Source organism: Streptomyces sp. ISL-10 (assembly GCF_018614575.1).
Taxonomy (GTDB): domain Bacteria; phylum Actinomycetota; class Actinomycetes; order Streptomycetales; family Streptomycetaceae; genus Streptomyces.
In genome coordinates, this window is record NZ_JAGGOJ010000005.1 from 92,460 (window position 1) to 115,975 (window position 23,516).

At 73.8% G+C, this 23,516-nt stretch carries 19 protein-coding genes and 2 pseudogenes; 14 read left to right on the top strand and 7 right to left on the bottom strand.

Annotated features, from left to right (window positions below; translation table 11 throughout):
* Positions 1 to 879: 879 nt before the first annotated feature.
* Positions 880 to 1,365, top strand: coding sequence for a hypothetical protein (locus J7E88_RS05305; RefSeq protein WP_215177805.1), 486 nt, complete (start codon positions 880 to 882; stop codon positions 1,363 to 1,365).
* Positions 1,366 to 1,375: 10 nt separating this feature from the next.
* Positions 1,376 to 1,483: pseudogene (locus tag J7E88_RS35565) on the top strand (1,4-alpha-glucan branching protein); the annotation flags it as partial.
* 82 nt (positions 1,484 to 1,565) lie between these two features.
* On the opposite strand, the gene J7E88_RS05310 reads toward J7E88_RS35565, so the two are convergent.
* A complete protein-coding gene (locus tag J7E88_RS05310; protein ID WP_215177807.1) occupies positions 1,566 to 2,063 on the bottom strand; it encodes an ATP-binding protein in 498 nt (165 codons plus the stop codon).
* 169 nt (positions 2,064 to 2,232) lie between these two features.
* Here J7E88_RS05310 and J7E88_RS05315 point away from each other — a divergent pair, with 169 nt between their 5' ends.
* Together J7E88_RS05315 and J7E88_RS05320 are read left to right on the top strand one after the other, a co-directional pair.
* Positions 2,233 to 3,147 carry a helix-turn-helix transcriptional regulator gene (locus tag J7E88_RS05315; protein WP_215178185.1) on the top strand — a complete coding sequence of 305 codons (915 nt, stop codon included), beginning with the start codon at positions 2,233 to 2,235 and terminating at the stop codon, positions 3,145 to 3,147.
* Complete coding sequence (locus tag J7E88_RS05320; RefSeq protein ID WP_308307312.1) at positions 3,110 to 3,238, top strand: DUF397 domain-containing protein; 129 nt, start codon at positions 3,110 to 3,112, stop codon at positions 3,236 to 3,238. Before J7E88_RS05315 ends, J7E88_RS05320 begins: the two co-directional genes overlap by 38 nt.
* Positions 3,239 to 3,659: 421 nt before the next feature.
* On the opposite strand, the gene J7E88_RS05325 is transcribed toward J7E88_RS05320, so the two are convergent.
* The 3 genes from J7E88_RS05325 to J7E88_RS05335 all read right to left on the bottom strand — a co-directional run bounded on the left by J7E88_RS05325 (position 3,660) and on the right by J7E88_RS05335 (position 9,027).
* Complete coding sequence (locus J7E88_RS05325; RefSeq protein WP_215177810.1) at positions 3,660 to 3,956, bottom strand: hypothetical protein; 297 nt, start codon at positions 3,954 to 3,956, stop codon at positions 3,660 to 3,662.
* 67 nt (positions 3,957 to 4,023) lie between these two features.
* The gene (locus J7E88_RS05330) at positions 4,024 to 7,167 is read right to left on the bottom strand and encodes a sacsin N-terminal ATP-binding-like domain-containing protein (protein WP_374196232.1); all 3,144 of its coding nucleotides are present in this window, start codon (positions 7,165 to 7,167) and stop codon (positions 4,024 to 4,026) included.
* 918 nt (positions 7,168 to 8,085) lie between these two features.
* A complete protein-coding gene (locus J7E88_RS05335; protein ID WP_308307313.1) occupies positions 8,086 to 9,027 on the bottom strand; it encodes a DUF3027 domain-containing protein in 942 nt (313 codons plus the stop codon).
* Between the two features lie 359 nt (positions 9,028 to 9,386).
* Between J7E88_RS05335 and J7E88_RS05340 the strand changes: the two genes are divergently transcribed.
* The 4 genes from J7E88_RS05340 (at position 9,387) to J7E88_RS05355 (ending at position 13,466) form a co-directional block, all read left to right on the top strand.
* The gene (locus tag J7E88_RS05340) at positions 9,387 to 10,736 is read left to right on the top strand and encodes an MFS transporter (protein ID WP_215177811.1); all 1,350 of its coding nucleotides are present in this window, start codon (positions 9,387 to 9,389) and stop codon (positions 10,734 to 10,736) included.
* Between the two features lie 670 nt (positions 10,737 to 11,406).
* Complete coding sequence (locus J7E88_RS05345; RefSeq protein WP_215177812.1) at positions 11,407 to 11,889, top strand: DUF2771 domain-containing protein; 483 nt, start codon at positions 11,407 to 11,409, stop codon at positions 11,887 to 11,889.
* A gap of 30 nt (positions 11,890 to 11,919) precedes the next feature.
* On the top strand, positions 11,920 to 12,603 hold the full coding sequence (locus J7E88_RS05350) for a futalosine hydrolase (RefSeq protein ID WP_215177816.1): 684 nt from the start codon (positions 11,920 to 11,922) through the stop codon (positions 12,601 to 12,603).
* A complete protein-coding gene (locus J7E88_RS05355; protein ID WP_215177818.1) occupies positions 12,600 to 13,466 on the top strand; it encodes a 1,4-dihydroxy-6-naphthoate synthase in 867 nt (288 codons plus the stop codon). The genes J7E88_RS05350 and J7E88_RS05355 overlap by 4 nt, the downstream gene beginning before the upstream one ends.
* A gap of 95 nt (positions 13,467 to 13,561) precedes the next feature.
* Here the strand turns inward: J7E88_RS05355 and J7E88_RS36710 are convergent, their stop codons facing one another.
* A complete protein-coding gene (locus J7E88_RS36710; RefSeq protein ID WP_215177820.1) occupies positions 13,562 to 13,945 on the bottom strand; it encodes a cold-shock protein in 384 nt (127 codons plus the stop codon).
* A gap of 181 nt (positions 13,946 to 14,126) precedes the next feature.
* Between J7E88_RS36710 and J7E88_RS05365 the strand changes: the two genes are divergently transcribed.
* On the top strand, positions 14,127 to 14,381 hold the full coding sequence (locus tag J7E88_RS05365; protein WP_215177822.1) for a hypothetical protein: 255 nt from the start codon (positions 14,127 to 14,129) through the stop codon (positions 14,379 to 14,381).
* Between the two features lie 49 nt (positions 14,382 to 14,430).
* On the opposite strand, the gene J7E88_RS05370 is transcribed toward J7E88_RS05365, so the two are convergent.
* Positions 14,431 to 15,060: an HAD family hydrolase gene (locus J7E88_RS05370; RefSeq protein ID WP_215177824.1), complete on the bottom strand. Its 630-nt coding sequence runs from the start codon at positions 15,058 to 15,060 to the stop codon at positions 14,431 to 14,433.
* 578 nt (positions 15,061 to 15,638) lie between these two features.
* On the opposite strand from J7E88_RS05370, the gene J7E88_RS05375 reads away from it, so the two are divergent.
* The 4 genes and pseudogenes from J7E88_RS05375 (at position 15,639) to J7E88_RS05390 (ending at position 19,570) form a co-directional block, all read left to right on the top strand.
* A complete protein-coding gene (locus tag J7E88_RS05375) occupies positions 15,639 to 16,649 on the top strand; it encodes an iron ABC transporter permease (RefSeq protein ID WP_215177827.1) in 1,011 nt (336 codons plus the stop codon).
* A gap of 51 nt (positions 16,650 to 16,700) precedes the next feature.
* A complete protein-coding gene (locus J7E88_RS05380) occupies positions 16,701 to 17,771 on the top strand; it encodes an iron chelate uptake ABC transporter family permease subunit (RefSeq protein ID WP_215177828.1) in 1,071 nt (356 codons plus the stop codon).
* Positions 17,768 to 18,598, top strand: coding sequence for an ABC transporter ATP-binding protein (locus J7E88_RS05385; RefSeq protein ID WP_215177829.1), 831 nt, complete (start codon positions 17,768 to 17,770; stop codon positions 18,596 to 18,598). Before J7E88_RS05380 ends, J7E88_RS05385 begins: the two co-directional genes overlap by 4 nt.
* A pseudogene (locus tag J7E88_RS05390) lies at positions 18,595 to 19,570 on the top strand (ABC transporter substrate-binding protein). Before J7E88_RS05385 ends, J7E88_RS05390 begins: the two are co-directional and overlap by 4 nt.
* A gap of 62 nt (positions 19,571 to 19,632) precedes the next feature.
* Here J7E88_RS05390 and J7E88_RS05395 read toward each other — a convergent pair.
* Positions 19,633 to 20,706 carry a hypothetical protein gene (locus J7E88_RS05395; RefSeq protein ID WP_215177831.1) on the bottom strand — a complete coding sequence of 358 codons (1,074 nt, stop codon included), beginning with the start codon at positions 20,704 to 20,706 and terminating at the stop codon, positions 19,633 to 19,635.
* 102 nt (positions 20,707 to 20,808) lie between these two features.
* Here J7E88_RS05395 and J7E88_RS05400 point away from each other — a divergent pair, with 102 nt between their 5' ends.
* Complete coding sequence (locus J7E88_RS05400) at positions 20,809 to 23,463, top strand: helicase C-terminal domain-containing protein (RefSeq protein WP_215177834.1); 2,655 nt, start codon at positions 20,809 to 20,811, stop codon at positions 23,461 to 23,463.
* Positions 23,464 to 23,516: the final 53 nt, after the last annotated feature.

A 23,516-nucleotide genomic window follows, 5' to 3' on the forward strand; every position in this document is an offset into this window, starting at 1 on the left:
GTGGTGACTCTCCAGGTCTGGGTTCCTCAAGGGACAGGTCAGAGACGGAGAGACAACGGCGGGGCTCTGGCCCGCCCCGTGCTCACGCCGAGGCCGGGCGCCTCACTCGTGCGTGGCCCATGGCCGACCCGGCAGTCACGTCCCCGACGCTAGCCGCCCGCCTCGTGCTCGGCAATCGACTTCCGGTCGCCTGGGCGCGCGTTGGGTCCGCGCGCCGTACCGGATTCGTCACGGTCGCCGCACGACGGCGCCCTGGCCTCGGTGCCCGTGCTTGCATGTCCCGCCATCGCGATGAAGCACGACAGGAGGGGGAGAACGGGACATGAGGCGACTCAGAGGTACAGGACGCGGTCTGCTGACGGCCGGAGCGGTCGTCTCGGTGCTCGCGGCGGCCGGCTGCGGCAACGATCAGCCGGCCGGCGACGACCCGCAGACGAAGCCGGCCGCGAAGGGCGCAAGCCCCTTGCTGACGGCCCTGTCCCAGGTCCGCGGCGACACCGCCGCCCGTGGTCTCGTGGAGTACGGGGACCTGGCCGCGCAGCGAGCCGCCGGGATGGCCCCGGACGACCCGAGGTCGGCCCTGTACGGCTACGGCTGGTCGGCGACGGCCATGCGCCAGGACGTCGTCGAGCAGAGCCTCGGACTCGACGGCGGCAAGGCGGACCGCGCCCTGCAGATCGGGCACGGTCCCACCGGAGGACGCTTCGACGGAGGCGTCGACACGGCCGCGGTCGTCGCGGGAGCCGGGAAACTCGGCGGCAAGAAGGACGGCACGACGGGACCGCTGGACCGCGGGGGCGGCCGGCCGCCGACGACAGGATCGACCCGACCGGACCGCTCGCCGCGCTCTCCCCCACCGGCGACTTCAACGTCCTCGGCGTGGGCGGCGACACCGTGGTCCACGCGCCGGACGCCGCCCTCGCCGACGCCATCACCGCCGACGGCAAGGGCGGAACCCTCGCTGCGGAACCGGAGTTCCGGGCGAGCACGGAGTGTCTGGGCAAGCCGCTGGCCGCGCTCCTTCTCACCGACCCGACCGCGAGCGGCGAGAAGGCTACGTACGTCCTGGCCGCCGGTGTCGCGGGCCCCGACGCCGCCCACCTCACCCAGACCGCCTGCCGCACCGCCGGGTCGAAGACGGCAGCGGAGGACCTCGCCAAGGCCGTGCGGGACCGGCTCAGGACCGGCCGTACCGCGACCGCCGTCCCGTGGAGCGACCTGCTCACACAGACGAAGGTCGACGTGGTCACCGGCTCGGGATCGACGCACGCCGTGCGTCTGACCGCCACCTCCCAAAAGAGCCCCCGCCTGGTCCTCGACATGACCCGCAACCGCGACCTGTCCTCGCTCTTCGCCAGCCCCTGAACGGTGACAGCCGGAACTGACCAAGGCCGGCGGCTTCCGGCTCGACGACCCGCAGGGCGAGGCGGGAATCGAGTTCATGGTGGTCACGGACACGTCGGGCGACGAGCCGGTCGCGTACCACCTCCGCGACGCTTCGCGCCGAGGCGGGGCACGCCCGTGCCATCGATCCCGGCGGCGCGGGCGTGGGGCCCATCGCCGGCTCAGCGCCCTCGGGTCGCCTCGGCCGCCACTTCCGCCCAGACGGTTTTCCCGACGGCAGGACGGGGCTCCACACCCCAGCGGTCCGCCAGGACGTCCACGAGAACCAGGCCGCGGCCCGACACGTCGTCGGCAGCGGGAGCGTGCACGACGGTCGGCGGACGCACAAAGGACGCGTCCGAGACCTCGACACGCACCCGCCGTGCGTCCAGGGTCAACCGGAGCTTGAAGTCCCGGCCGGGCACACGCCCGTGACGTACGGCGTTGCCGGCCAGTTCGGCCACCAGCAGGGCGACGGTGCACGAGAGGTCCGAGTCGCAGGGATGACCCCATTCGGCCAAGTGCCGCACGGCGACCCGACGGGCGAGCCGCGCACCCCGGGGTGTCGGGGCGAACAGCGCCGCGAACTCGGCGCTCTCGCCGAGCCCTTCCTCTGCCGCCGCCTTCTGGTCGGGACTCTCGCCCGATGTGGTCGTGGTCTTCAGCACCGCGTCGCCCATCCCGTTCGGTCTCTTGTCTCGGGGCACCATCCGTCGTGTACGGATGGTGACGTTCCGTGTTCAAGAGTCGTCGGGCGGACCTACGCTCGGAAGGGCATGCAGCCTTACACCACAGGCCGTAATGAACGGAAGTAAGCCCATGGCCAAAGCAATTGAGCCCGAGGCCTCGATGGCCGCCCTCTTCGGCTCACAGGTCCGCAGACTGCGCACGGCCGCCGGCCTGACGCAGGCCCAACTCGGTGCGAAGACCCACGTGGTCAGCACCCGGATCACGCAGGTCGAGCGGTCGTCCGGCGCCAAGCCGACGCTGGAGCTCGCGCGGGCGCTCGATGCCGCTCTCGGTGCGGACGGGTTACTGGTGGACCTGTGGCCGCACGTCTACCGGGAGTCCTTCCCGGACTGGTCGCGGACGTTCATGGCGTACTCGGCGCAGGCCGCCGCTATTCGTCAGTACACGGCGCACGTCGTGCCCGGCCTGTTGCAGACCGAGGAGTACGCGCGCGCCGTCCTGAGCGTCGGCCTCTCCCTCAAGAGCGAGGAGCAGTTGGAGGAGAGGCTGTCCGCCCGCCTCGAGCGGCAGAAGCGGCTCCTGTCTCCAAAACGGCCGGACCTCCTGGTGATCCTCGACGAGTCGGTGCTGCGGCGGCCCGTCGGCGGCGACGACGTCATGCGACGCCAGCTCGCCCATCTGGCGAGGGCGGCCACCAAGCCGAACGTCACCGTGCAGGTCCTTCCGTTCGCAGCGGGCGCGCACGACATGCTCGGTGGCTCCCTCACGGTGCTGACCCTGCCGAACGGCACCGAAGTGGCCTACACGGAAGGCGCGCACCACGGTCAGCTCTTCGAGGATCCGGCCGAGGTCGAGCATCTCGCGTTGGCCTACGATCGGCTGGGGGCCGCGGCGCTGCCCCCGTTCATGTCGCTCGACATGATCCGATCCGCGATGGAGGACGACTACCGTGGCGCGAATCTCCCTTCCCGGTCCGCACGACGCCGCCTGGCGAAAGAGCAGCTACAGCAATCAGGAGGGCGGCGACTGCGTCGAGGTGGCGGACGGAATCCCCGGCGTGGTTCCGGTACGTGACAGCAAGGCCCCGCACGGCCCGGCGATCACCTTCGCGACCGCGTCCTGGGCGGCGTTCATAGGTGAGTTGAAGGCCGCCGACCGGGCCTGAGCGGAGCGGGACCCGGTCGGCACACCGGTCTTCCCATGCCGCCGGGACCTCGCCCGCGAGGGGCCGGTGAGCCACGAACTCCCCTGAAGAACCTGGGGGAAAAGAACTCACGACCTCAGGCCCCGGCACCGGCGAAGGCCGCGGCGGCGGCGCTCCCGGCCCCATACGCGCCGTGCCGCCGGCCCCGCCCCGGGGCCGTAGCTCCGCAGGCCGCGGACCCCGACGCCATCGCCGTCCCCGCCTCGCCGCGTCGGCGCGACCCGGTGACCGTCGAGAGGCACGGCCACTCCGTGGAGGGCGGCTGCATGGAGCCGCGCGGCGGGCACTGAGCCCGGATGCCTATTTCGAGTCGGAATTCCCCACACGCACGACGACTTGGCGACATCTGAAGCTTTTACATCGATTCGTCCGGCACCCACGGTCAGTTCTCGGGGCGCTCACTGATCGCCCGTGAATCCGCCACCGGCAGGGCGCTGAGAAACAACCCTGCCGTACGGGACGTAGCCGCCGGACCAGACGGGGGCGTCGTACAGGGGGCGCCGCCGTGGATTCCGAGCCACTGCACGAGATGCCGATGGAGCGGGTACGGGTTGGCGTCCTGGAGGGACCGGACGGCCTGTTCGGAGGCCGGCGGGTGCAGCTCGGAGAGAGCACGAGTGCACTGGTGCTCCCGAAGCCAGGTCTCGATGCGTTCCCAGGCGCGTAGGAGGTCGTCCATCAGCGCATCTCCTGGCGCATAGCCGCCATGAGACGTGGGACACCGCTTGTCGCCTGCCCGTGGGCCGCTACGCGTCGAACCAGCGCGCCCTCTCCAGCTCCGCCGTCCGGGACGCGTCCTCCAGCAGCGCCGCCACCTCGAAGCGGCGGGGCCACTGGCCGGCCGCCCAGGCGAGTGCCGCCGCCACACCCTCCAGCGTCGCGGCGTGCAGCACGCCGTCCGGGGTGCGGCGCCAGTCCAGTTCGACGCCTCCCGCCATCAGCTCCTCGTGCTCGACGTACGTCGCGGGCGTGGAGGGGCCCAGCAGGGTCCGTACGGATTCGGGGACCTCGTGCTCCTCGCCCTCGGTCGTGACCTCCGCCGTGACCGCCTCGCTCAGGCGGCGTACCTGGAACAGCTCGGCCAGGTCCGCCGCGCGCGAGGGCGCCACCGGCAGCAGGGGGAGGCCGGAGGTGAGCGGCAGCAGGTCCGGGGTGTCCGCGACCACCGCGTCCGCCGCGTCCACGACCACCACCTCGCCGTCCACCACGGCCCGCAGCTCGTCGGGGAGCGTGACGTCCTCGGGGTCGAGGTCGGCCAGGGCCGTGTACAGGGCGTGCAACCGGTCCGCGCGCACCCGGCGGTCGGGATCGGCGAGGCGGGCCAGGAGCTCGGCCGCGCCGCCCGGCTCGTCGAGCAGCGCCGCGACGGACGTCCGCACGCCGAGGGCATGCAGCACCTGGGTGTCCTCGAACCCCGTCGTGTCGGCCGACTCGTACAGCCCGTCCAGCAGCGGGTCCGCACCCGCCGCGCGCAGGCCGGCCGGGCGGCGGCCGTCGAGCACGGGGTGGTCGCGCAGCCACCACGCCGTGTACGGCCGCACCGTCTCCGTGGTCCCGTCCGGCAGCAGGACGCGTACGGGCTGGGTCAACGCGTCCCGCAGCGGCGGCTGCGCAAGCAGGGCCAGGGCCTGCGGCCAGCAGTCGTCGTCCACGAGGTCCAGGTCGCGCACCGCGACGATCTCCGTGGCCACCGGCGGCACCGGGGTCTCGGGGAGCCGGTCGAGCACGTCCTCGCACCACACGTCGACCGCGTCCAGCAGTCCGGCGTCGTCGGGCTCGGCGAAGTCACCCTCGCGGGGCTCCAGTTCGTCCGGGTCGAGGACCACGTCGGTGGCGCGGACCAGGGCGAAGTTGGCGAGGACCCCACAGGCCGCGAGCGGCTGCTCGCCCCAGCGCTCGGCCAGCTCCGCGTCGCACAGGGCGAGTTCGCCCCCACGCATGACCGAGGCGAACGGGCTGCCGGGCAGGACGAGTTCGCCCGCGGGCGCCAGCTCGCCGTCCTCGTCCGTCAGCGCCAGCGCACCCAGCCACGGCTCGTCACCGGGCTCCAACTCCGCGTCCCGCACGAGCGCGAGGACCGTCTCCGCCAATTCCTCGGCGTCGAGGCTCTCGGCCTCCTCGTCCCAGACCTCACCCTCGTCCAGCGACGCCGCGACGGCCGCCCGCACCTGCGGTGTCGTCAGCACGGCGCGCGGTGTGGCGGGCAGCGCGCCCAGTTTCTCCAGCAGCGGGTGCGCGGCGTCGGGGTGGACGACCTTCAGCCCGAGCCGGGCCAGGTGGGGCGGGGTGTCCGTGAGAGGGAGCAGCGTCTGGCGGGGGCCGATGGTCGTCCGGTTGTCCGCGAGAGGCACGGGCAGGCCCGAGAGCCGGTCCGGGTCGAGGCCCGCGAGGCTGTCGTAGAGCCGCCGCCACCAGCCCGGTTCGCGTTCCAGACCGGCCAGCCGGTCGATCGCCTCGGTCAGCGGCACCCGCGCGACGCCGAGCGTACGCAGCTCGACCCGGCGCTCCAGCCCGGCCGGCAGCAGGCTCGGCAGCACCTCGGCCAGGACCGTCACCGTCTCCGCGCCCGCGCCCTCCAGGACCTCCGCCTCCACCGGCCGCAGGCCGCGGGGCGCCTCGCGGCCGGGCAGGCCGGAGTCGTCGTCCGCCCCCTCCGGCGGCACGGCGGCCTCAAGGAACGCCGTACGCGGCAGCCGCGCAAGGATCGCCGCCCGCAGCGCACCGTCCAGCACGCCCTTGCCGAGCGGGCCGGGCACCAGGTCGATCGTGCCGGTGCTCACCGGCTGCCAGTCGCCGAGCAGTTCGGCGTACGCGTCGGCGGCACGCTCCACGAGGAAGTCGGTCAGCGGACCGGGCGCCGGGTGCCGGCGCGTGGTGTCCAGCGGCAGAGAGGCGATCAGCAGCGCGGGCACACCGAGGGGTTCGTCGGTAGGGGTCGGGGCGTGGACGACGGGCGCGGTGCCGGGGCCGGTGGGCGCACCCTCCGCGTCGACGGGCACGGCCCAGGTCACGGCCCAGTGCGGGCGCAGCCGCTCCTCCACGGGCCGGTCCGCGAGCAGCGCGGGCTCGATCGCGCCCGCGTGGCTGACCACGCGCCAGCGCCGCCCGCCGCGCTCGCTGTCGTCGACACGTACGTACGCACCGTCCTCGGCGCGCCGCAACTCCCGTACGCCGTCGGGCGTTTCGACCACGATCTCGGCGAGGCCCGGGAGGGTGAGCAGCAGCGCGTCGTCGATCCCGGCGAGCAGCCGCTCGACCAGGTCGACCGCGGCACCGTCGCGCAGCGGCAGCATCACGACCGTGTCGTACCCTTCGGGCGCGCGGCCCTCAGCGGGTAGCGGCAGCCGCAGCAGCGGTACGTGGCCGTCCCGGCGGCGCAACTCGTCGCCGAGCCCCGGGCTGGCCTGAGCCGCCTGCCAGGCGAGCTCCCGCGCCTCGGGCAGCGACCAGCGCACGCCCCCGTGCCGTCCGAGGACGGCGGGCTCGTCGCTGACCGCGAGGACGGCGGCGAAGCCGACGCCGAAGCGGCCGACGGACGTCCCGTGGCCCTCGCGCTTGGCGGAGGCGCGCAGGGTGCTCAGGGACTCGACACCGGTCGCGTCGAGCGGCGCGCCGGTGTTCGCGGCGGCCAGCACGGTGGGCTCGCCGCCCGTGCCCGGCCGCAGCGTCAGGCGCAGCCGCCCGGGCGCCTGGGCGCGGGCTGCGGCGTCGGCGGCGTTCTGCGCCAGCTCGACGACGAGCCGGTCCCGGTAGCCGCCGAGCGCGAGGTCCTCTTCGGCGTTGGCGTCCTCACGGAAGCGGGCCGGGCTCGCACCCCACGCGTCGAGCACACCGCGCCGCAGCCGCGCCGTCCCGAACGGGTCGGCCCACTCGGTCGTCCTGATGCTCACGCTGTGACTCCGCCCTGCCGGTGCCGCTGCCCGCGGCTGCCTGTGTGTTGCTGCTGGGGCCGAAGGTACCGCGTACGGAAGGGCGACAACGCGGGAGGCGGCGACGGGGGGCGTGCATTTGCTGCGGGGGCGTGCATTTCCAGCCCGCCCGGCGTTGCTCCCCGCGCAACGACCGGGCTGCCGAGCCCGTCGGCCACCGCGCCCGCCGCGCACTGCGGGAAACCCCACCCCGTCCGTTCGTTGCTCGCCGCGCAAGCCCGGGCTGCCCAGCCCGTCCGCCACCGCGCAACGACCGCACTACCCAGCCCGTTCCGCACCGCACGCCGAGACCGGGAAACCCCGCGCCATCCGACGCCACGCCCGCCGCCCACCGCACGCCGAGACCGGGAAACCCAGCCCGCCCGGCACCACCCCCGCCGCGCACTGCGGGAAACCCACCCCGTCGAATGCCACGCCCGCCGCGCGATGCACGCCGAAACCGGGAAACCCAGCCCGCCCGGCACCACCCCCGCCCCGCACTGCGGGAAACCCACCCGCCGGACGCCACGCCCGCCGCGCGATGCACGCCGAAACCGGGAAACCCAGCCCGCCCGGCGCTTGAGGACATGCCCGCAGGGCATGCCATGCACCGGGCAGCAGCCGGGGCAGAAGGGTCCCCGCGCGCAGCGCCCCCCGGGGCTGCGGACTCCGTGCCTCGGACTCCCGTACGGCCTGGCGGCCCATGGGCGGAGGTCCACCGGCGCGGCCACGGGGCGTGCCCACAGCGAGGCTGAAAGCGCCCCAACGCATCCGGGCACCGGGCACCGGCACCGGCACCGGCACCGGCACCGGGCATCCGACAGCGATGCGCCCCGGGTCCGGGGACAGGGCCACGGCTCGGACATGGTCCCGTAAGGGCGGACCTGCCGGCCGGAGAGGCTACGAGTGGCCCAGGTCCTCCGACTCCGCGTCCGTCTCCGGCGACACCGAGCCACTGTCGCGCGCCGGCCGCAGCGGGAACTCGTCCGCCGCCATCGAGTCGAACACCGGCGGCGTCGGCACCGGCGGCTTCGGCATCACGGCCGCCTCCGAGTGTCCGCCGCAGCCGTACGCCAGCGACACCACGTGCCCGTCCGCCGGCGAGAACTCGTTCGCGCAGATGCCGAACGCCTGCCGCAACGACCCCGCGATCGGCACCAGGAAGCCGCACGTCACGCAGGCCGCCGGGGCCGCCTGCGCCATCGCCGTCTTCGGGCCGTGGGACTCCTCCCAGCGGTCCGCCGCGGTGTGCAGCCCGTACCGGGACAGCACCCGGGCCCGGCGCATGCCGAGTTCCTCGGCGAGCGCCGCGATCTGGCCGCGCCCGCTGCTGTCGGTCGCCTCGATCGCCGGCCTGCGGTCGGTGAGCTCGGCGTCCTCGGCGTCGACCCGCTCCACCAGGTCGTGCGAGGGCGGGTGCTCGGCGAGCACCGAGCTCGGCGGGGGCTCGTCCTCGCCGGTGTAGCCGGGCTCCAGACGCAGGTCGTCCGCCTCGGTGGGCAGCAGGTCCCCGGGCCCCATGTCGCCCGGACGCAGCCGCTCGCTCCACGGCACCCATTCGGGAGCGAGAACGGCCTCCGGGCCGGGCAGCAGGACGGTTTCGTCGAGTGTGACGACCTTGGCCCGGGAGGCCCGTGCGACCGTGACGGCCCACCGCCAGCCCCGGTAGCCCGGTTCCTGGCACTCGAAGAAGTGGGTGACGACCCGGTCTCCCTCGGAGACGAGGGACACATGCTCGCCGACCACTCCCGGGGCCGCGGCCTCCTCGGCCGCCTCCCGGGCGAGGTCTACCGCCTCGGCGCACAGACGGTCGGGGGTACGGCTTCGCGTCGTCGCACTCACAGGTCTCGCTTCTCTCCTACGCCGTCTCACGGGTGCGCTGCCGGGCCGACAGGTACCGGGCTGTGGGCGGAGCGGACCTGAGGGCCGCATCGACGTCCACGCCCGGACCGATCTGTTTCCGGGCACACCTGACGTCATCCATTCTGCGGGATGCCGAAGAGGCGCGCGGCCGAGAACAACCGCCGGTGGCGCGCTACGCACGCTACCCCCTTCACAGCTCCCCGCCCACCTGCCCGTCCCAACACGGGACGAACCGACGGGCCGCGGTGTCCGCATCGCGGACGGGTTCGGGTTTCAACACGCCGTGGACCGACGCGGATCACGGTTCGTGCGAAGGGCGCTTGGGGCACTATGACGAGGTGGCAACCGCGAGGTCGTCCGAGGCGTCCGGGCCGCTCCGACGAGCGGGCCGGAAGGTCGGGCGTGCCCTGCACCTGCCCTTCACCGGCACGGCGCGCGGCATCCGCAAGGCGACGCACGCGCACGGCGCGGGCGAATCGGGCCTCGGAAAACTGATCGAACTGCACGCGGTCAACGGCGCGGGCGATGTCATGATCACCGTGGCGCTGGCGTCCACGGTGTTCTTCTCCGTCCCGACGGACGAGGCGCGCGGCCGGGTCGCGCTCTACCTCGCCGTCACGATGGCGCCCTTCACGCTGCTGGCACCCGTCATCGGCCCCCTGCTCGACCACATCCCGCACGGGCGGCGCGCGGCGATGGCGAGCGCGATGTTCGCCCGCGCGCTGCTGGCGGTGCTGCTGTCGGGCGCGGTGGCGTCGGGCAGCCTGGAGCTGTACCCGGCGGCGCTGGGCGTGCTGGTGTCGTCCAAGGCGTACGGCGTGGTGCGCAGCGCGGTGGTGCCCCGCCTGCTGCCACCGAGGTTCTCGCTGGTGAAGGCGAACTCGCGGGTCACGCTCGCCGGTCTGCTCGCCACGGGCATCGCCGCGCCCGTGGGGGTAGGGCTCCAGCGGATCGGGCCGCAGTGGCCGCTGTACGGGGCGTGTGCGCTGTTCCTGCTGGGCACGTACTGGGCCTTCACGATGCCTCACAAGGTGGACTCGGCCAAGGGTGAGCGCAAGGCGCACATGCTGACGCACGGCGAGAAGAGACCGAGCCTGCGGACGGTGGGTCCCTCGGTGCTGCACGGCCTCCAGGCGAACGCGGCGCACCGCGCGCTGTCCGGGTTCCTCATCTTCTTCCTGGCGTTCCTGCTGCGCGAGCATCCGCTGGGCGGCCAGTCGGCGGCGGTGTCGCTGGCGATGGTCGGCGTGGCGGCGGGCGTGGGCAACGCGCTGGGTACGGCGGTGGGCGCGTGGCTGAAGGCGCGCGGCCCGGAGCTGATCATCGCCACGATGCTGGCGCTGGTGCTGACGGCGGCGATCCTGGCGGCGGTCTTCTTCGTCGCGGGCCTGGTGGCGTTGCTGGGCGCGGCGGCGGGCTTCACTCAGGCGCTGTCGAAGCTGTCGCTGGACGCACTGATCCAGCGGGACGTGCCGGAACAGGTCCGTACGTCGGCGTTCGCGCGCTCGGAGACGCTGCTGCAGATGTCGTGGGTGCTGGGCGGGGCGATCGGTATCTCGCTGCCGCTGAACGGTTCGCTGGGGATGTCGGTGGCGGCGGCCATCGTGGCGGTGGGAGCGCTGTCGGCGGGCCGCGGCCTGCTCTCCTCCTCCCGCCAAGGCGACGCCCCAAGGCCTCGGGTGGCGTGACGGGGCCCACGCGGCCCGGGGGCATTTCGCCGCCCGGGGAGACATCCGGCTCCGCGGGGCCCGGGCCACCAGGTCTCGAGCGCCACCGCCGGCTGAGGCGCGCCCCGCGAGCATGCCGCGCCTCGCGACCCGGCCACCTCCCGGTGCCACAGGCACGCCATACAGGCGTGGCCGCAAACGCCGAACGGGCTGAACGCGCCCGAAGGAGCCCGGCAAGCGCGCCAAGCCATCGGCCCCGCCCCACCGACACGCGGCGACGAGGGCGTTTCCGGAGCCACGTTGGCGATTCAGGCGCGGGATCGGGGCCCAGCCCGCCGCACCGCACCGCGCCTCGCGACCCGGCACCGGCACGCCCTACAGGCGTGTCCTCAAACGCCGGACGCGCTGACGACGCCCCGCCGGGCAACCCCGGCCCCGTCGGCGTTGGAGGCGCAGGGGCAGAGCCCCGCAACCGCACCGCGCCTCGCGACCCGGCACCGGCACGCCCTACGGGGGTGTCCTCAAACGCCGGACGCGCTGACGACGCCCCGCCGGGCAACCCCAGCCCCGTCGGCGATTGAAGCGCGGGGGCACGGGGCGGAGCCCACGCAAGCGCCGCGCGCCGGGCTCCGAGACACGCGCGCCCCACCCCCGCGCCGCCGCGCCCGCCACGCCCGATAGCCTTCGGACCATGACCGTTGCGTTCTTCTCCGGCAAGCGCCGCCGGACCGCTGCCGCCCTCGGCGCTGTCTCCGCCGGGCTTCTCGTCCTCGCCGCCTGCGGCGACAAGCCGACCCCGCTCGCGACCGTGACGGTCGGCTCGGACTCGGTCCACACCGAAGCGACCTGCTACAACGACGGCGAGCCGCTCAAGGAGTCCGAGGTGCAGAAGTGCCTCACCAAGGGCACCCCCACCAAGATCGAGTTCGGCGTCGACGACAAGGTCCGCATGGGCGTCGACCCGGAGATCGCCGAGAACGGCTGGACGCTGCTCTTCGGCGTCCAGCCCGTCGAGCAGGAGCCGTACAAGAAGTCGTACCGGACCATTCCGGGCAACGCCTTCTTCTCCTCGCAGACCGGTGAGCCGACCACCAAGGCCGACGTCAACATCATGGAGACGAAGGGCAAGAAGGTCATCGGCATCTACCGCTTCCAGTTCGAGAAGGAGTCCTGAGGAAGGGCTCCTGACCCGGAGGGCACCCTCGTGCGCGTCCTTGTCGTGACCGCCGTGGCGGCGGAGGCCGAAGCCGTCGCCACGGGTGACGCCGTCGTCCTCCCCGGCGGTTACGCGCTGACCCGTACGCCGTCGCTCGACGTTCTCGTCGCCGGGGTCGGCCCGGCCGCCGCGGCCGCGGCAACCGCGACCGCGCTGATGGCCTCCCCGGAGCGGTACGGGCTCGTCGTGTCCGCCGGCATCGGCGGCGGCTTCGCCGCCCACTGCCCGGTCGGCTCCCTCGTGGTCTCCGACGCGATCGTCGCGGCCGACCTCGGCGTGGACCTCGGCCCCGGCACCCCGGGCGGCTTCCTCCCCGTAGACGAGCTCGGCTTCGGCCGCACCGTGCACCTGCCGCCGGCCGGGCTCTCCGCGCGCATCGCGAAGGCGGTCGGCGCGGTGCACGCGCCGGTGCTCACCGTCTCCACGGTCACCGGCACCGCCGCCCGTGCCGAGGAGCTGACCGCTCGTCACCCCCGCGCCGCCGCCGAGGCCATGGAGGGCTTCGGGGTCGCCGAGGCCGCCGTCGCGCACGGCGTGCCGGTGGTCGAGATCCGTGCGGTCTCCAACGCCGTGGGGCCCCGCGACCGCGCCGCCTGGCGCATCGGCGACGCGCTCGGCACGCTGCGGCAGGCGTTCCAACAGCTCGCCCCCGTCCTCCAGGAGCAACCGTGACCCTGAAGATCGCCTACTCGCCCTGCCCGAACGACACCTTCGTCTTCGATGCCTGGGCGCACGGCCGCGTTCCGGGCGCCCCCGAGCTGGATGTGACGTTCGCGGACATCGACGTCACCAACGCATGGGCCGAGCGCGGTGGGACCTCCCCAGCGAACGGAGGGGAAGCGTTCGACGTGCTGAAGGTGTCGTACGCGGTGCTGCCGTGGGCTCTCGACGAGTACGCGCTGCTGCCGTGCGGCGGCGCGCTCGGCCGGGGCTGCGGGCCGCTGGTCCTCACCCGCGAGCCGGGGGTGGAGCTGACGGGGAGGACGGTCGCGGTGCCGAGCGAGCGCTCCACCGCGTATCTGCTGTTCCGGCTGTGGGCCGCCGATGTCGTCCCCGGCGGGGTCGGCGAGGTGGTCGTGATGCCGTTCCACGAGATCATGCCCGCCGTGCGCGACGGCAAGGTCGACGCGGGGCTCGTCATCCACGAGGCCCGTTTCACCTACCAGCGGTACGGGCTCCACTCGCTCGCCGACCTGGGTGAGCACTGGGAGCGGACGACCGGGCTGGCGATCCCGCTCGGCGCGATCATCGCCAAGCGCTCGCTGGGCCCGGAGATGCTGCGCCGGCTCGCCGAGGCGGTGCGCACCTCCGTACGCATGGCCTGGGACGACCCCGACGCCTCGCGGCCGTATGTGCTGGAACACGCCCAGGAGATGGACCCGGCGGTCGCCGACCAGCACATCGGGTTGTACGTGAACGAGTTCACCCACAACCTCGGCGACGACGGCTACGCGGCCGTGCGCGGACTGCTGACACGCGCGGCGGCCGAGGGGCTTGTACCGCCCCTCGGCCGGAATGCGCTGTCGTTCGTCTGAGCCGGGTCCAGTCTGCGCGTCGTCCCACCCCGGGCCCGGCCTGCGCGTTCGTCCGAGCCGGGCCCGGCCTGCGCGTTCGTCCCAGCCGGGCCGGGCTAGACGTCCAGTTGGTCGGCCACCGCGCGCAGCAGGCCGGCGATCTTCTTGCCGTGCACCTTGTCGGGGTAGCGGCCGCGCTCCAGCATCGGCGTGATGTTCTCCAGCAGCGTCGTCAGATCCTGCACGATCGACGCCAACTCGTCGGGCTTGCGGCGCTGGGCCGCCGCGACCGAGGGGGTCGGATCGAGCAGCGTCACCGACAACGCCTGGTCGCCGCGCTGTCCCGCCACCACGCCGAACTCGACGCGCTGGCCCGGCTTGAGAACATCCACCCCGGAGGGGAGCACTGAGGAGTGCACGAAGACGTCGCCGCCGTCATCGCGTGAGAGAAAGCCGAAGCCCTTCTCGCTGTTGAACCACTTGACTTTGCCGGTGGGCACGTCTGTCCTCGTCCTCGTACTCGTCGGGCGCTGGAGGCACCGCATGTCGGGCGCCGAAAAACGGCTCTTGATAGCACTACAGCGGGTCGCCTGACCCGCCACCCCCAAGGCTAATGGCCCAGAGGCTGGTGACAAGACGTCCCCGATCGGTTCCTATGCGCAAGGGAACTACCCTGGCCGAATGACTGCTACTCCTCCGGCCGCCGCGCCCGCCCCGGGTGACGGGCTGGTCCGCGTCGGCGGCATCGTGTTCGTCATCGGCGCCGTCGCCACGCTGGTCACCGTCGCCCCACTGTTCCTCGGAACCGAGCCGTTCCCGACGGTCGCGTACGCCGTGAGCATGCTGATGGGCGTCGGATTCCTGATCGCCGCGGCCGGGGTGATGCGGTCGGTCGCGGCACAGCGACGTCAGGCCGAATCCGCTCGGTCGCGGTAACGCCCGTACCCGGATTCGGATTCCGGGCGGCGTGCCGGCCGGGGCGGGGTCAGGACCTGCCGTGGGTCCGCAGCCAGTCCGGGAACGCGGTGAGGTCGTCCAGGATCACGTCCGCCCCCGCCTCGCGCAGTTCGTCCGCGTCGCAGGGGCCGGTCGGCACGGCCACGGAGAGGGTGCCGGCGACGCGGGCGCCGCGTACGTCGCCGATGTGGTCACCGACGTACACGCTCGCGCCGTGTTCGCGCAGTGCCTCCGCCTTGGCCTCCGCCCACAGCCAGCCGACGACCTCGTCCGGGTCGATGCCGAGGTGGGCGAGGTGCAGCTTGGCGTTGGGCTCGTGCTTGGCGGTGACGACGATCGCGCGTCCGCCGAGCGCGCGGACCGCCTCGACGGCCTCACGGGCACCGGGCATCGCGACCGTCGGCGCGATCGCGTGCTCGGGATAGATCTCCCGGTACCGGTCGCCCATCTCCTGGATCAGCTCGTCCGGGAACCAGTGGGCCAGTTCCTGCTCCAGCGGCGGCCCGAGACGGGTGACCGCCAGGTCGGCGTCGATCCACACCCCGGTCTCTGCGGACAGCGCCCGGTAGGCGGCGTTGATGCCGGGGCGCGAGTCGATGAGGGTCATGTCGAGGTCGAACCCGACAGTGGGCGGCTGCGGTGCGGTCTGGGTGGCCATGCCGGCCATTGTGCCCAGCGGCGCACCCCGCCCGTCCGGCGAACCCCTGCGGCTGCGGCAGGCGACGGCGGCGCATGGGTTCCCGACGCACAACTCCTGCGACGACCCCGACCTGATGCCGGGCCCGATCGGGCTGTTCGCCGGCGCGGAGTGCCGACAACCACTGCCCGCGGCCTCCGTGGCGCACCGGGCCTGCGGGCCGCCGTCGCCCGGGCGCTGGATCCGGCCGGTCTCGCGACCCGCACCGGCGGATTTGTTCAGGCCGCGCCCGCGCCCGCCGCGGCACTGCTCGGCCACACCGCAGGGACCGGGTACGTCCTGGGCCGACGCCGGGGAGGTACGAAACGTCCGTGCCGCCCTGTCAGACGGACCGTAACTCGACGTGGCGTACGACGATTTCGTTCCCCATGGGACCGTCGTGGAGCAGATCTGCCCGGCTGCCCGCGGCCGCCGTGCGGTGAGGCGCGGTGCGGTCGGGGGGCCGGCCCGGCGCACCAGGGGCATGCCCCCTGTAAGGCGCACAATCCGGCCACCTAGACTTAGCCAAGCCTTACCAACCTCTGCTTCGTTAGGTCTCCATGTCAGCCAGACGCGCTCAGGCCGTCCGCCGTATCGGGTGGACGGCGGCGGCCTCGGCGGCCCTGCTGCTGGCAGTGCTGCTCAGCCTCGCCGTCGGGGCGCGTGCCGTCGCGCCCTCGGCCGTGCTCGACGCCCTGCTGCACGGCGGGGGCGGCGCCGACGCCGAGGTCGTCCGCGAGCTGCGGGTTCCGCGCACGCTGATCGGGCTGATGGTCGGCGCGGCACTGGCGCTCGCGGGCACGGTCCTTCAGGGCATCACCCGCAACCCGATCGCCGATCCGGGCATCCTCGGCATCAGCCAGGGCGCGTCGGTGGGTGTGGTGCTGGCGATCGCGTTCGCCGGCGTCCACACGCTGACGGGGTACGTCTGGTTCGCGTTCGCGGGCGCGGCCGTCGCCTCGGTCGCGGTGTACGCGATCGCCTCCAGCGGCCGGGGCGGTGCGACGCCGGTGAAACTGGCGCTGGGCGGCGCGGCGATCAACGCGCTGCTGGTGTCGGTGACCATGGGCGTGCTGACGACGAAGGCGGCGGCGCTGGACGAGTTCCGCTTCTGGCAGGTCGGCTCGGTCGCCGGCCGCGACGCACAACTCGTGGGCCAGGTCTGGCCGTTCCTGCTGGTGGGTGCGGTGCTGGTGGTCGCGGTCGCCCGCGGACTCGACGCGCTGGCGCTGGGCGAGGACGTCGCGAAGGGCCTCGGCCAGAACGTGGCGACGGTACGGGTGGTGGGCGGCGTCGGCGCGACGGTCCTGACGGGCGTGGGCGTTGCGGCGGCGGGCCCGATCGCGTTCATCGGCCTGGCCGTCCCGCACGTCGCCCGCGCGATCGTGGGCAGCGACCACCGCTGGGTACTGCCGATGGCAGCGCTGATCGGACCCGTGATGCTGCTGGTCTCCGATGTGCTGGGCCGCGTCGTCTTCCCGCCGGGCGAGGTCCCGGCGGGCGTGATGACCGCGCTGATCGGAGTGCCGTTCCTGGTGGTGCTGGTGCGCAGGAAGTCGGTGCCGGCGTGACCTCTTCCCCGTCCCGCCCAGCGGCCGTGGCACACACCGGAGGGGCCTCGCATGACGGCTGACACCGTGACCGTCCGGCCCGCCGGGTACTCCCTGGCCCGCGTCGGACGCGCCAGCTTCCTGCTGCACCGGCGTGCCGCGCTCGTCGCGGCCGCGCTCACCGCCCTGCTCGCCGTGGCCTGCGTCGCCTACCTCTCCGTCGGCGAGAGCTTCGTCGCGCCCGCCGAGGTCCTGAAGGTGGTCCTCGGGCAGCCGTCTGCCGACGAGCTCGTCGTCGGCACGCTCCGCCTGCCCCGGCTCGTCGTCGGGCTGCTCGTCGGCGTCGCGTTCGGTGTCGCGGGCGCGCTCATCCAGACGGTCGCGCGCAATCCGCTGGCCAGCCCCGACATCATCGGCATCAGCCAGGGCGCGAGCGCGCTGACCGTCACCGCGATGACCTTCGGCATCACCTCGTACACCGCCCTGCCGTACCTCTCCGTCACCGGCGGCGTCGTCGCCGCCGCGCTCGTGTACGTCTTCGCCTGGCGCGGCGGCCTGCACGCCACCCGCTTCGTCCTCATCGGCATCGGCTTCGCGATCGCGCTCCGTTCCGTCACCACCCTGGTCATGACCAAGGGCGACTATCTCGTCGCCCAGCAGGCCCAGATCTGGATGACCGGATCGCTCAACGGCCGCGGCTGGGAGGAGGCCGCCCCGCTGGGCTGGACGCTGCTCGTCCTGCTGCCGGCGGCGCTGTGGGCGGCGCGCGCCCAGCGCACCGTCTCGATGGACGACGACACCGCGACCGCGCTCGGCGTACGGCTGGGGCACATACGGCTGGGGCTGGTGCTCCTCGGCGTCGTCCTCGCGTCCGTCGCGACCGGCGCCGCCGGGCCCGTCGACTTCGTCGCGCTGCTCGCGCCGCAGATCGCCCGCCGTATGACCCGCACCGCGCAGATCCCGCTGCTGAGCTCCGCCCTGATGGGCGCCGTGATCGTCGTACTCGCCGATCTGCTGGCCCGGCGGCTGTTCTCGCCGACCGAGCTGCCCGTGGGCGTGCTCACGGCCGCCGTCGGCGCTCCCTACCTGATCTGGCTGATCGTCCGCAGCCACACCGGTCGTACCGCTGGAGGCACTTCGTGAGCAGGCTGACGGCCCGCGAGCTGACGCTCGCCTACGAGGACCGCACGGTCGTGCACGACCTCGATCTCGCCGTGCCCGACGGGCAGGTGACCGTCATCGTCGGCCCCAACGCCTGCGGCAAGTCGACGACCCTGCGGGCCCTGGGACGGCTGCTGAAGCCGAAGGGCGGGGCGGTGCTGCTCGACGGCCAGGAGCTCGCGAAGATCCCGACGAAGCGGATCGCGCAGTCGATCGGCCTGCTGCCGCAGTCCCCGGTCGCCCCGGAGGCCATCACCGTCGCCGACCTCGTCGCGCGCGGCCGCCAGCCGCACCAGGCGTGGTGGAAGCAGTGGTCGGACGAGGACGAGCGCGCGGTCACCGACGCGATGGAGCGCACGGACGTCACCGCCCTGGCCGACCGCCCGGTCGACGAGCTCTCCGGCGGCCAGCGCCAGCGCGTGTGGATCGCGATGGCGCTCGCGCAGGAGACGGATCTGCTGCTGCTGGACGAGCCGACGACGTACCTCGACATCTCGCACCAGGTCGAGGTGCTCGATCTCGTACGCCAGTTGAACCACGAACGCGGCCGTACCGTCGTCGCCGTCCTGCACGACCTCAACCAGGCCGCCCGTTACGCCGGCCATCTCGTCGCCATGAAGGCGGGGCGGATCGTCGCCGAGGGCCGGCCCGCGGACATCGTCACCGCCGAACTCGTACACGAGGTCTTCGGTCTGGAATCCGTGGTCATCCCCGACCCGGTGACCGGCTCGCCGCTCGTCGTGCCCGCCGCGCCGTACACGCCGGCATCGTCCCCCGCTCCCCCGACCGAAAGGGTCCCCTCCCCATGACAACCTCTCTTCGCCGCCACGGCCTCGTCGCCGGTTCCCTCGCGCTGGCCGCCGCGCTGACGCTCACCGCGTGCGGGTCGTCGGAGTCCTCCTCGAAGAGCAAGGGATCCGGATCCAAGGGCGGCACGCACACGGTCAAGACCGCCATGGGCGACGTCGAGGTCCCCGACGCCCCCAAGCGCGTCGTCGTGCTCGACACCGCCGAGCTGGACTCCGCGATCACCCTGGGCGTCAAGCCGGTCGGCGCGACGCACGCCGACGCCGGGTCCGGCTTCCTGCCCTACCTGCCGAAGGACAAGGTCGCCGGCATCAAGGACGTCGGCGAGATGATGACGCCGAACCTGGAGGCGATCATCGCGCTGAAGCCCGACCTGATCCTGACGTCCAAGGTCCGGCGGCACGCAGTACGCGGAGCTGAAGAAGATCGCGCCGACCGTGATGACGGAGACGACCGGCTACCCCTGGAAGGAGAACTTCCAGCTCCACGCGGACGCCCTCGGCAAGAAGGCCGAGGCGCAGAAGGCCGTCGCGGACTACGAGACGCACACGAAGAAGGTCACCGAGGCGCTCGGCGGCAAGGAGAAGGCGGCCGCGACCGAGGTGAACGTGGTGCGCTTCGTCGAGGGCGCGGACATCCGCATCTACGGCAAGCAGAACTACATCTCCACGATCCTCGCGGACGTCGGCCTGGGCCGCCCGGCCGTCACGGACAAGGCCAAGGACGGCTTCTCGTACGACGTGAGCCCGGAGAAGATCGACCTGGCGGACGCGGACGTGGTGTTCCACTCGACGTACGGCGACCCGAAGAAGGCGAAGCAGACGCAGACGCTGGACAGCGCGCTGTGGAAGGGCATGGCCGCGGTGAAGAACGACAAGGTCTTCGCCGTCGAGGACCAGCTGTGGATCCAGGGCATCGGCTACACGGCGGCGGCGAAGATCCTGGACGAGCTCCAGGCGGATCTGACCAAGTGAGCTGACCGCGGGGGCGAGACGCCCCCTGGGGGTGTCCGGCCGATCAGGAGCCGGTCACCCCCTCAACCGCGTCGGCCCCTCGTGCCCCGCCACAGCAGATACAGCGCGGAGGCCACGGCGGCCCCCTTCAGCATCCACGGCCACGTCCCGGTCAGCGCCTCCCGCATCCCGTCGTCGGAGATCGGCGTGCCCCAGCGGCCGTTGACGCGGCCCCACAGCCAGACGACTCCGGCGGCCGCGGCCGCGCCCGGAAGGCCGACGACCGCCAGTTTCGACTGAGTGGCCGACAGACGGCGCGAGCCGTACGCGAGGAGCCAGCCGCCCGCCAGGGGCAGCAGCGAGCCGAGGACCGCACCGACGAGCAGCAGGGCGGCGGCCAGCAGCAGGAACGGATCGGCAGGGCCTCTCTCCCCGTCGCGGCGCCGGCGCAGACGCGGGAGCCACCGCCGCCGGGCAGGCACGGCCTCCTCCTCCGCCTCCACCTCGTCGGGATCGACCTCCGGGTCGGACTCGGGATCGGACTCGGCGTCCTCCACGGGCGGCGGCTTCAGTATCTCGGGGACCTCCACACCCCCAACGAACCCCGCCACCCGCTCCCCCGCCCCGAACGGCCCCGGTTCGATCCGCCACCAGTCGGGCTCGGAACCCGACGGCCCGAGCTCGTCCATCCCGGCCAGGTGCGGCGGCGACGCCTCCTGCGGCGCGGGGGCCGGGGCGGCCTCCGTCGTCCGCGGGCGCGGGATGCGCCGCCATCCGCGCTGCCGCGGCATCGTCGGCCGCCGCCCAGCGGCCCCGGGCCCGGCCCCCGCTCCCTCGGTGTTCGGCGTCGAGAGCGGCGAGGGCCGCGAGGTTACGGACGGCGGGGGCGGCGAGGTGACGGACGGCGCGGGACCGGAGGGCGCGTCCGAACCCTCCGCCGCCGCGGCGACCACCGCCTCCGGCGCGCCGAGCCGCCCGAGGATCCGGCGCACCGCGGCCGGGCTCTCCCCGCCGAACCGGCCCCGCTGCCTGTCGATCTCGCCCCGCAGCGACGTCACGAGCCGCATCCGGGCCGACGACGGGAGCTGTGCCTGCTGGGCCAGGTCTCCGACCCGGCTCAGATAGTCGTAGACGAGCTGATCGCTCTCGATCCCCACGGACGTTCCCCTGTGCTCCCGGCGTGTCCCACAACATCACGGCCCCTTCACCGGGCCCGCCCTGTCCACGACGGTAGCGCTCCAGGGGCTAACGTGGGGCGGATGGGGACCAAGCCCGAAGCAAGCGGCGCCGCCGCCCCGCGCACGCTCGCGGAAGCGTTGCGCGCCCGCACCGACGAGGACCTGGCCGCGCTGCTGCGTGCCCGTCCCGATCTGCTGAGCCCGGTGCCGACCGATGTCAGCCAGCTCGCCACGCGTGCCGGCACCCGTGCCTCCGTCGTCCGTGCGCTGGAGCGGCTCGACCGGTTCACGCTGCAGGCCGCCGAGGCGCTGGCGGTGGCTCCGGACCCGGCCCCGTACGAGGCCCTGCTCGCGCTGATGGCCGGTGACGAGGGCGCGGCGGAGGTCGAGGCGGCGCTGCCGGGCGCGCTGGAGGTGCTGCGCGGGCAGGCCCTGGTGTGGGGCGGCGACGACCGGCTGCGGCTGGTGCGCACCGCGCGTGAACTGCTGGCGCCTTCCCCCACGCGTCCCTCGCCCACCGGGCTCGGCCCGTCGGTCGCCGAGGCGACGGCGGGCATGTCGCCGGGCAGGTTGCAGGAGATCCTCTCGGTGGCCGGGCTGCCGCCCACGCACGACCCGGTGTCGGCGGTCGAGGCGTTGACGGCGCTGTTCACGGACAGTCGGCGGATGGCACTGCTGCTGGACACCGCGCCGCCGCAGGCGCTGGCGGTGCTCGACCGGCTGGTGTGGGGGCCGCCGTACGGGGAGGTCACATCCTCTCCCGCGCCGCACGTGCAGTGGCTGCGGGACCGCGGGCTGCTGCTGCCCGCGTCGCCGCGGACGGTGGTGCTGCCGAGGGAGGCGGCACTGCATCTGCGGGCGGGCCGGGCCCACCGGGTGCCGGAGCCGCTGCCGCCGGCGGTGGGGCAGGCGACCGAACGTCGTCCACAGGCTGTGGACAGCGCGGCGGCCGGTCAGGCGTACACCGCGTTGACGACGGTGGAGGATCTGCTGAAGGACTGGCACGAGGGAGGGCCGCCGGTGCTGCGTGCGGGCGGTCTGTCCGTACGCGACCTCAAGCGGACGGCCGCCGCCCTGGACACGACCGAGCAGCTCGCCGCCTTCTGGCTCGAACTCGCCTACGCGGCAGGGCTGGTGGCCACGGACGGCGAGGCCGACGAGCGGTACGCACCCACGCCCGCGTACGACGAGTGGCTGGAGCTGCCCACGGCGGAGCGGTGGGCGGACCTGGCCGTCGCATGGTTGACGGCGACCCGTGTGCCCGGCCTCGTCGGCACCCAGGACTCCAAGGGCCGCACGCTCGCCGCGCTCGGCCCGGACCTGGACCGTTCGGCCGCGCCGGAGGTGCGGTTGCGGGTGCTGGAGCTGATGGCGTCCCTCCCCGCGGGTGCCGTCCCGGAACCGAAGACGCTGCTCGACCGGTTGCAGTGGGAGCGGCCGTTGCGGGGCGAGCGGGCCGACTCCCCGGGCGCCGGACACGACCTGCGGACGCGCCTGGCGAACTGGACGCTCGCGGAGACGGAGCTGCTGGGCGTGACCGGGCGCGGCGCGCTCGCCACCCATACCCGGGCGCTGCTGAGCCTGCCGGCCCCGGCACGGCCCGAGACAGATGCCGCCGCCGGTGCCTCCGCCCGGTTCGCCGCCGACGCCTCCGCCGGTGCCTCTGCCCGGCCCGAGGCCGGCGCCCCGGTCGCGGCCGCGGCCGCGGTGCCACGGCCGGGGCCCGTCGCCTACCGCGCCGCGCCCCCCGGATCCGGTGACTTTGGTGGCTCCGCCGCCGACCGCCGCGCCCGTGCCGTTTCGCTCCTCGCCCCGCTGCTGCCCGCGCCGCTGGACCACGTCCTGCTCCAGGCCGACCTGACCGCCGTCGCGCCGGGGCCGCTGGAGCGCCCGCTGGCCGAGACGCTCGCCGTCCTGGCCGACGTCGAGTCCAAGGGCGGCGCCACCGTCTACCGCTTCACGCCCGGCTCCGTACGCCGCGCGCTCGACGCCGGACGGGCCGCCGCCGACCTGCACACCTTTCTGGCCACGCACTCGCGCACACCCGTGCCGCAGCCGCTGACGTACCTCATCGACGACGTCGCCCGCCGCCACGGCCATCTGCGCGTCGGGGCGGCCTCCGCGTACGTGCGCTGCGACGACGACGCGCTGCTCGGCGAGATCCTGGCGGACAGGCGCTCCCAGAGCCTCGGGCTGCGCCGCCTCGCGCCCACGGTCCTGGCCGCCCAGGCCGACCCGGCGGCGCTGCTCGAAGGACTGCGGACGATGGGGTACGCGCCGGCCGCCGAGTCGGCCCAGGGCGACGTGCTGATCACCCGCGCCCACGCCCGTCGCACCCCGCCGCGCACTCCGCCGGCACCGGTCCCGGACGGGCCGCCCGTGCCCGACGTCACGCTCCTCGGCGCGGCCGTGAAGGCGATCCGGGCCGGTGACCTGGCGGCCACGGTGGAGCGCAAGCCGGTCACCGAGGCGGCGGCCCGTCCGGCCGTCAACGGCGAACTCCCGCGCACCACCCCGGCCGAGACCCTGGCCACCGTCCAGGCAGCGGCGATGACCGGCTCAGCCGTCTGGATCGGCTACGTCAACGCGGACGGCGCGGCCAGCCAGCGGGTGATCGCCCCGGTCCGGGTGGAGGGCGGCTTCGTGACGGCGTACGACCACACGGCGGACGAGGTGCGCACGTATCCGCTGCACCGCATCACGGGTGTGGCGGAGCTGGCCGACGACTCGGCCTGAGCTCCCGTGGTCACCGGCCGACGACACAGGCTGAGCCTCCCGCGCGTACCGGC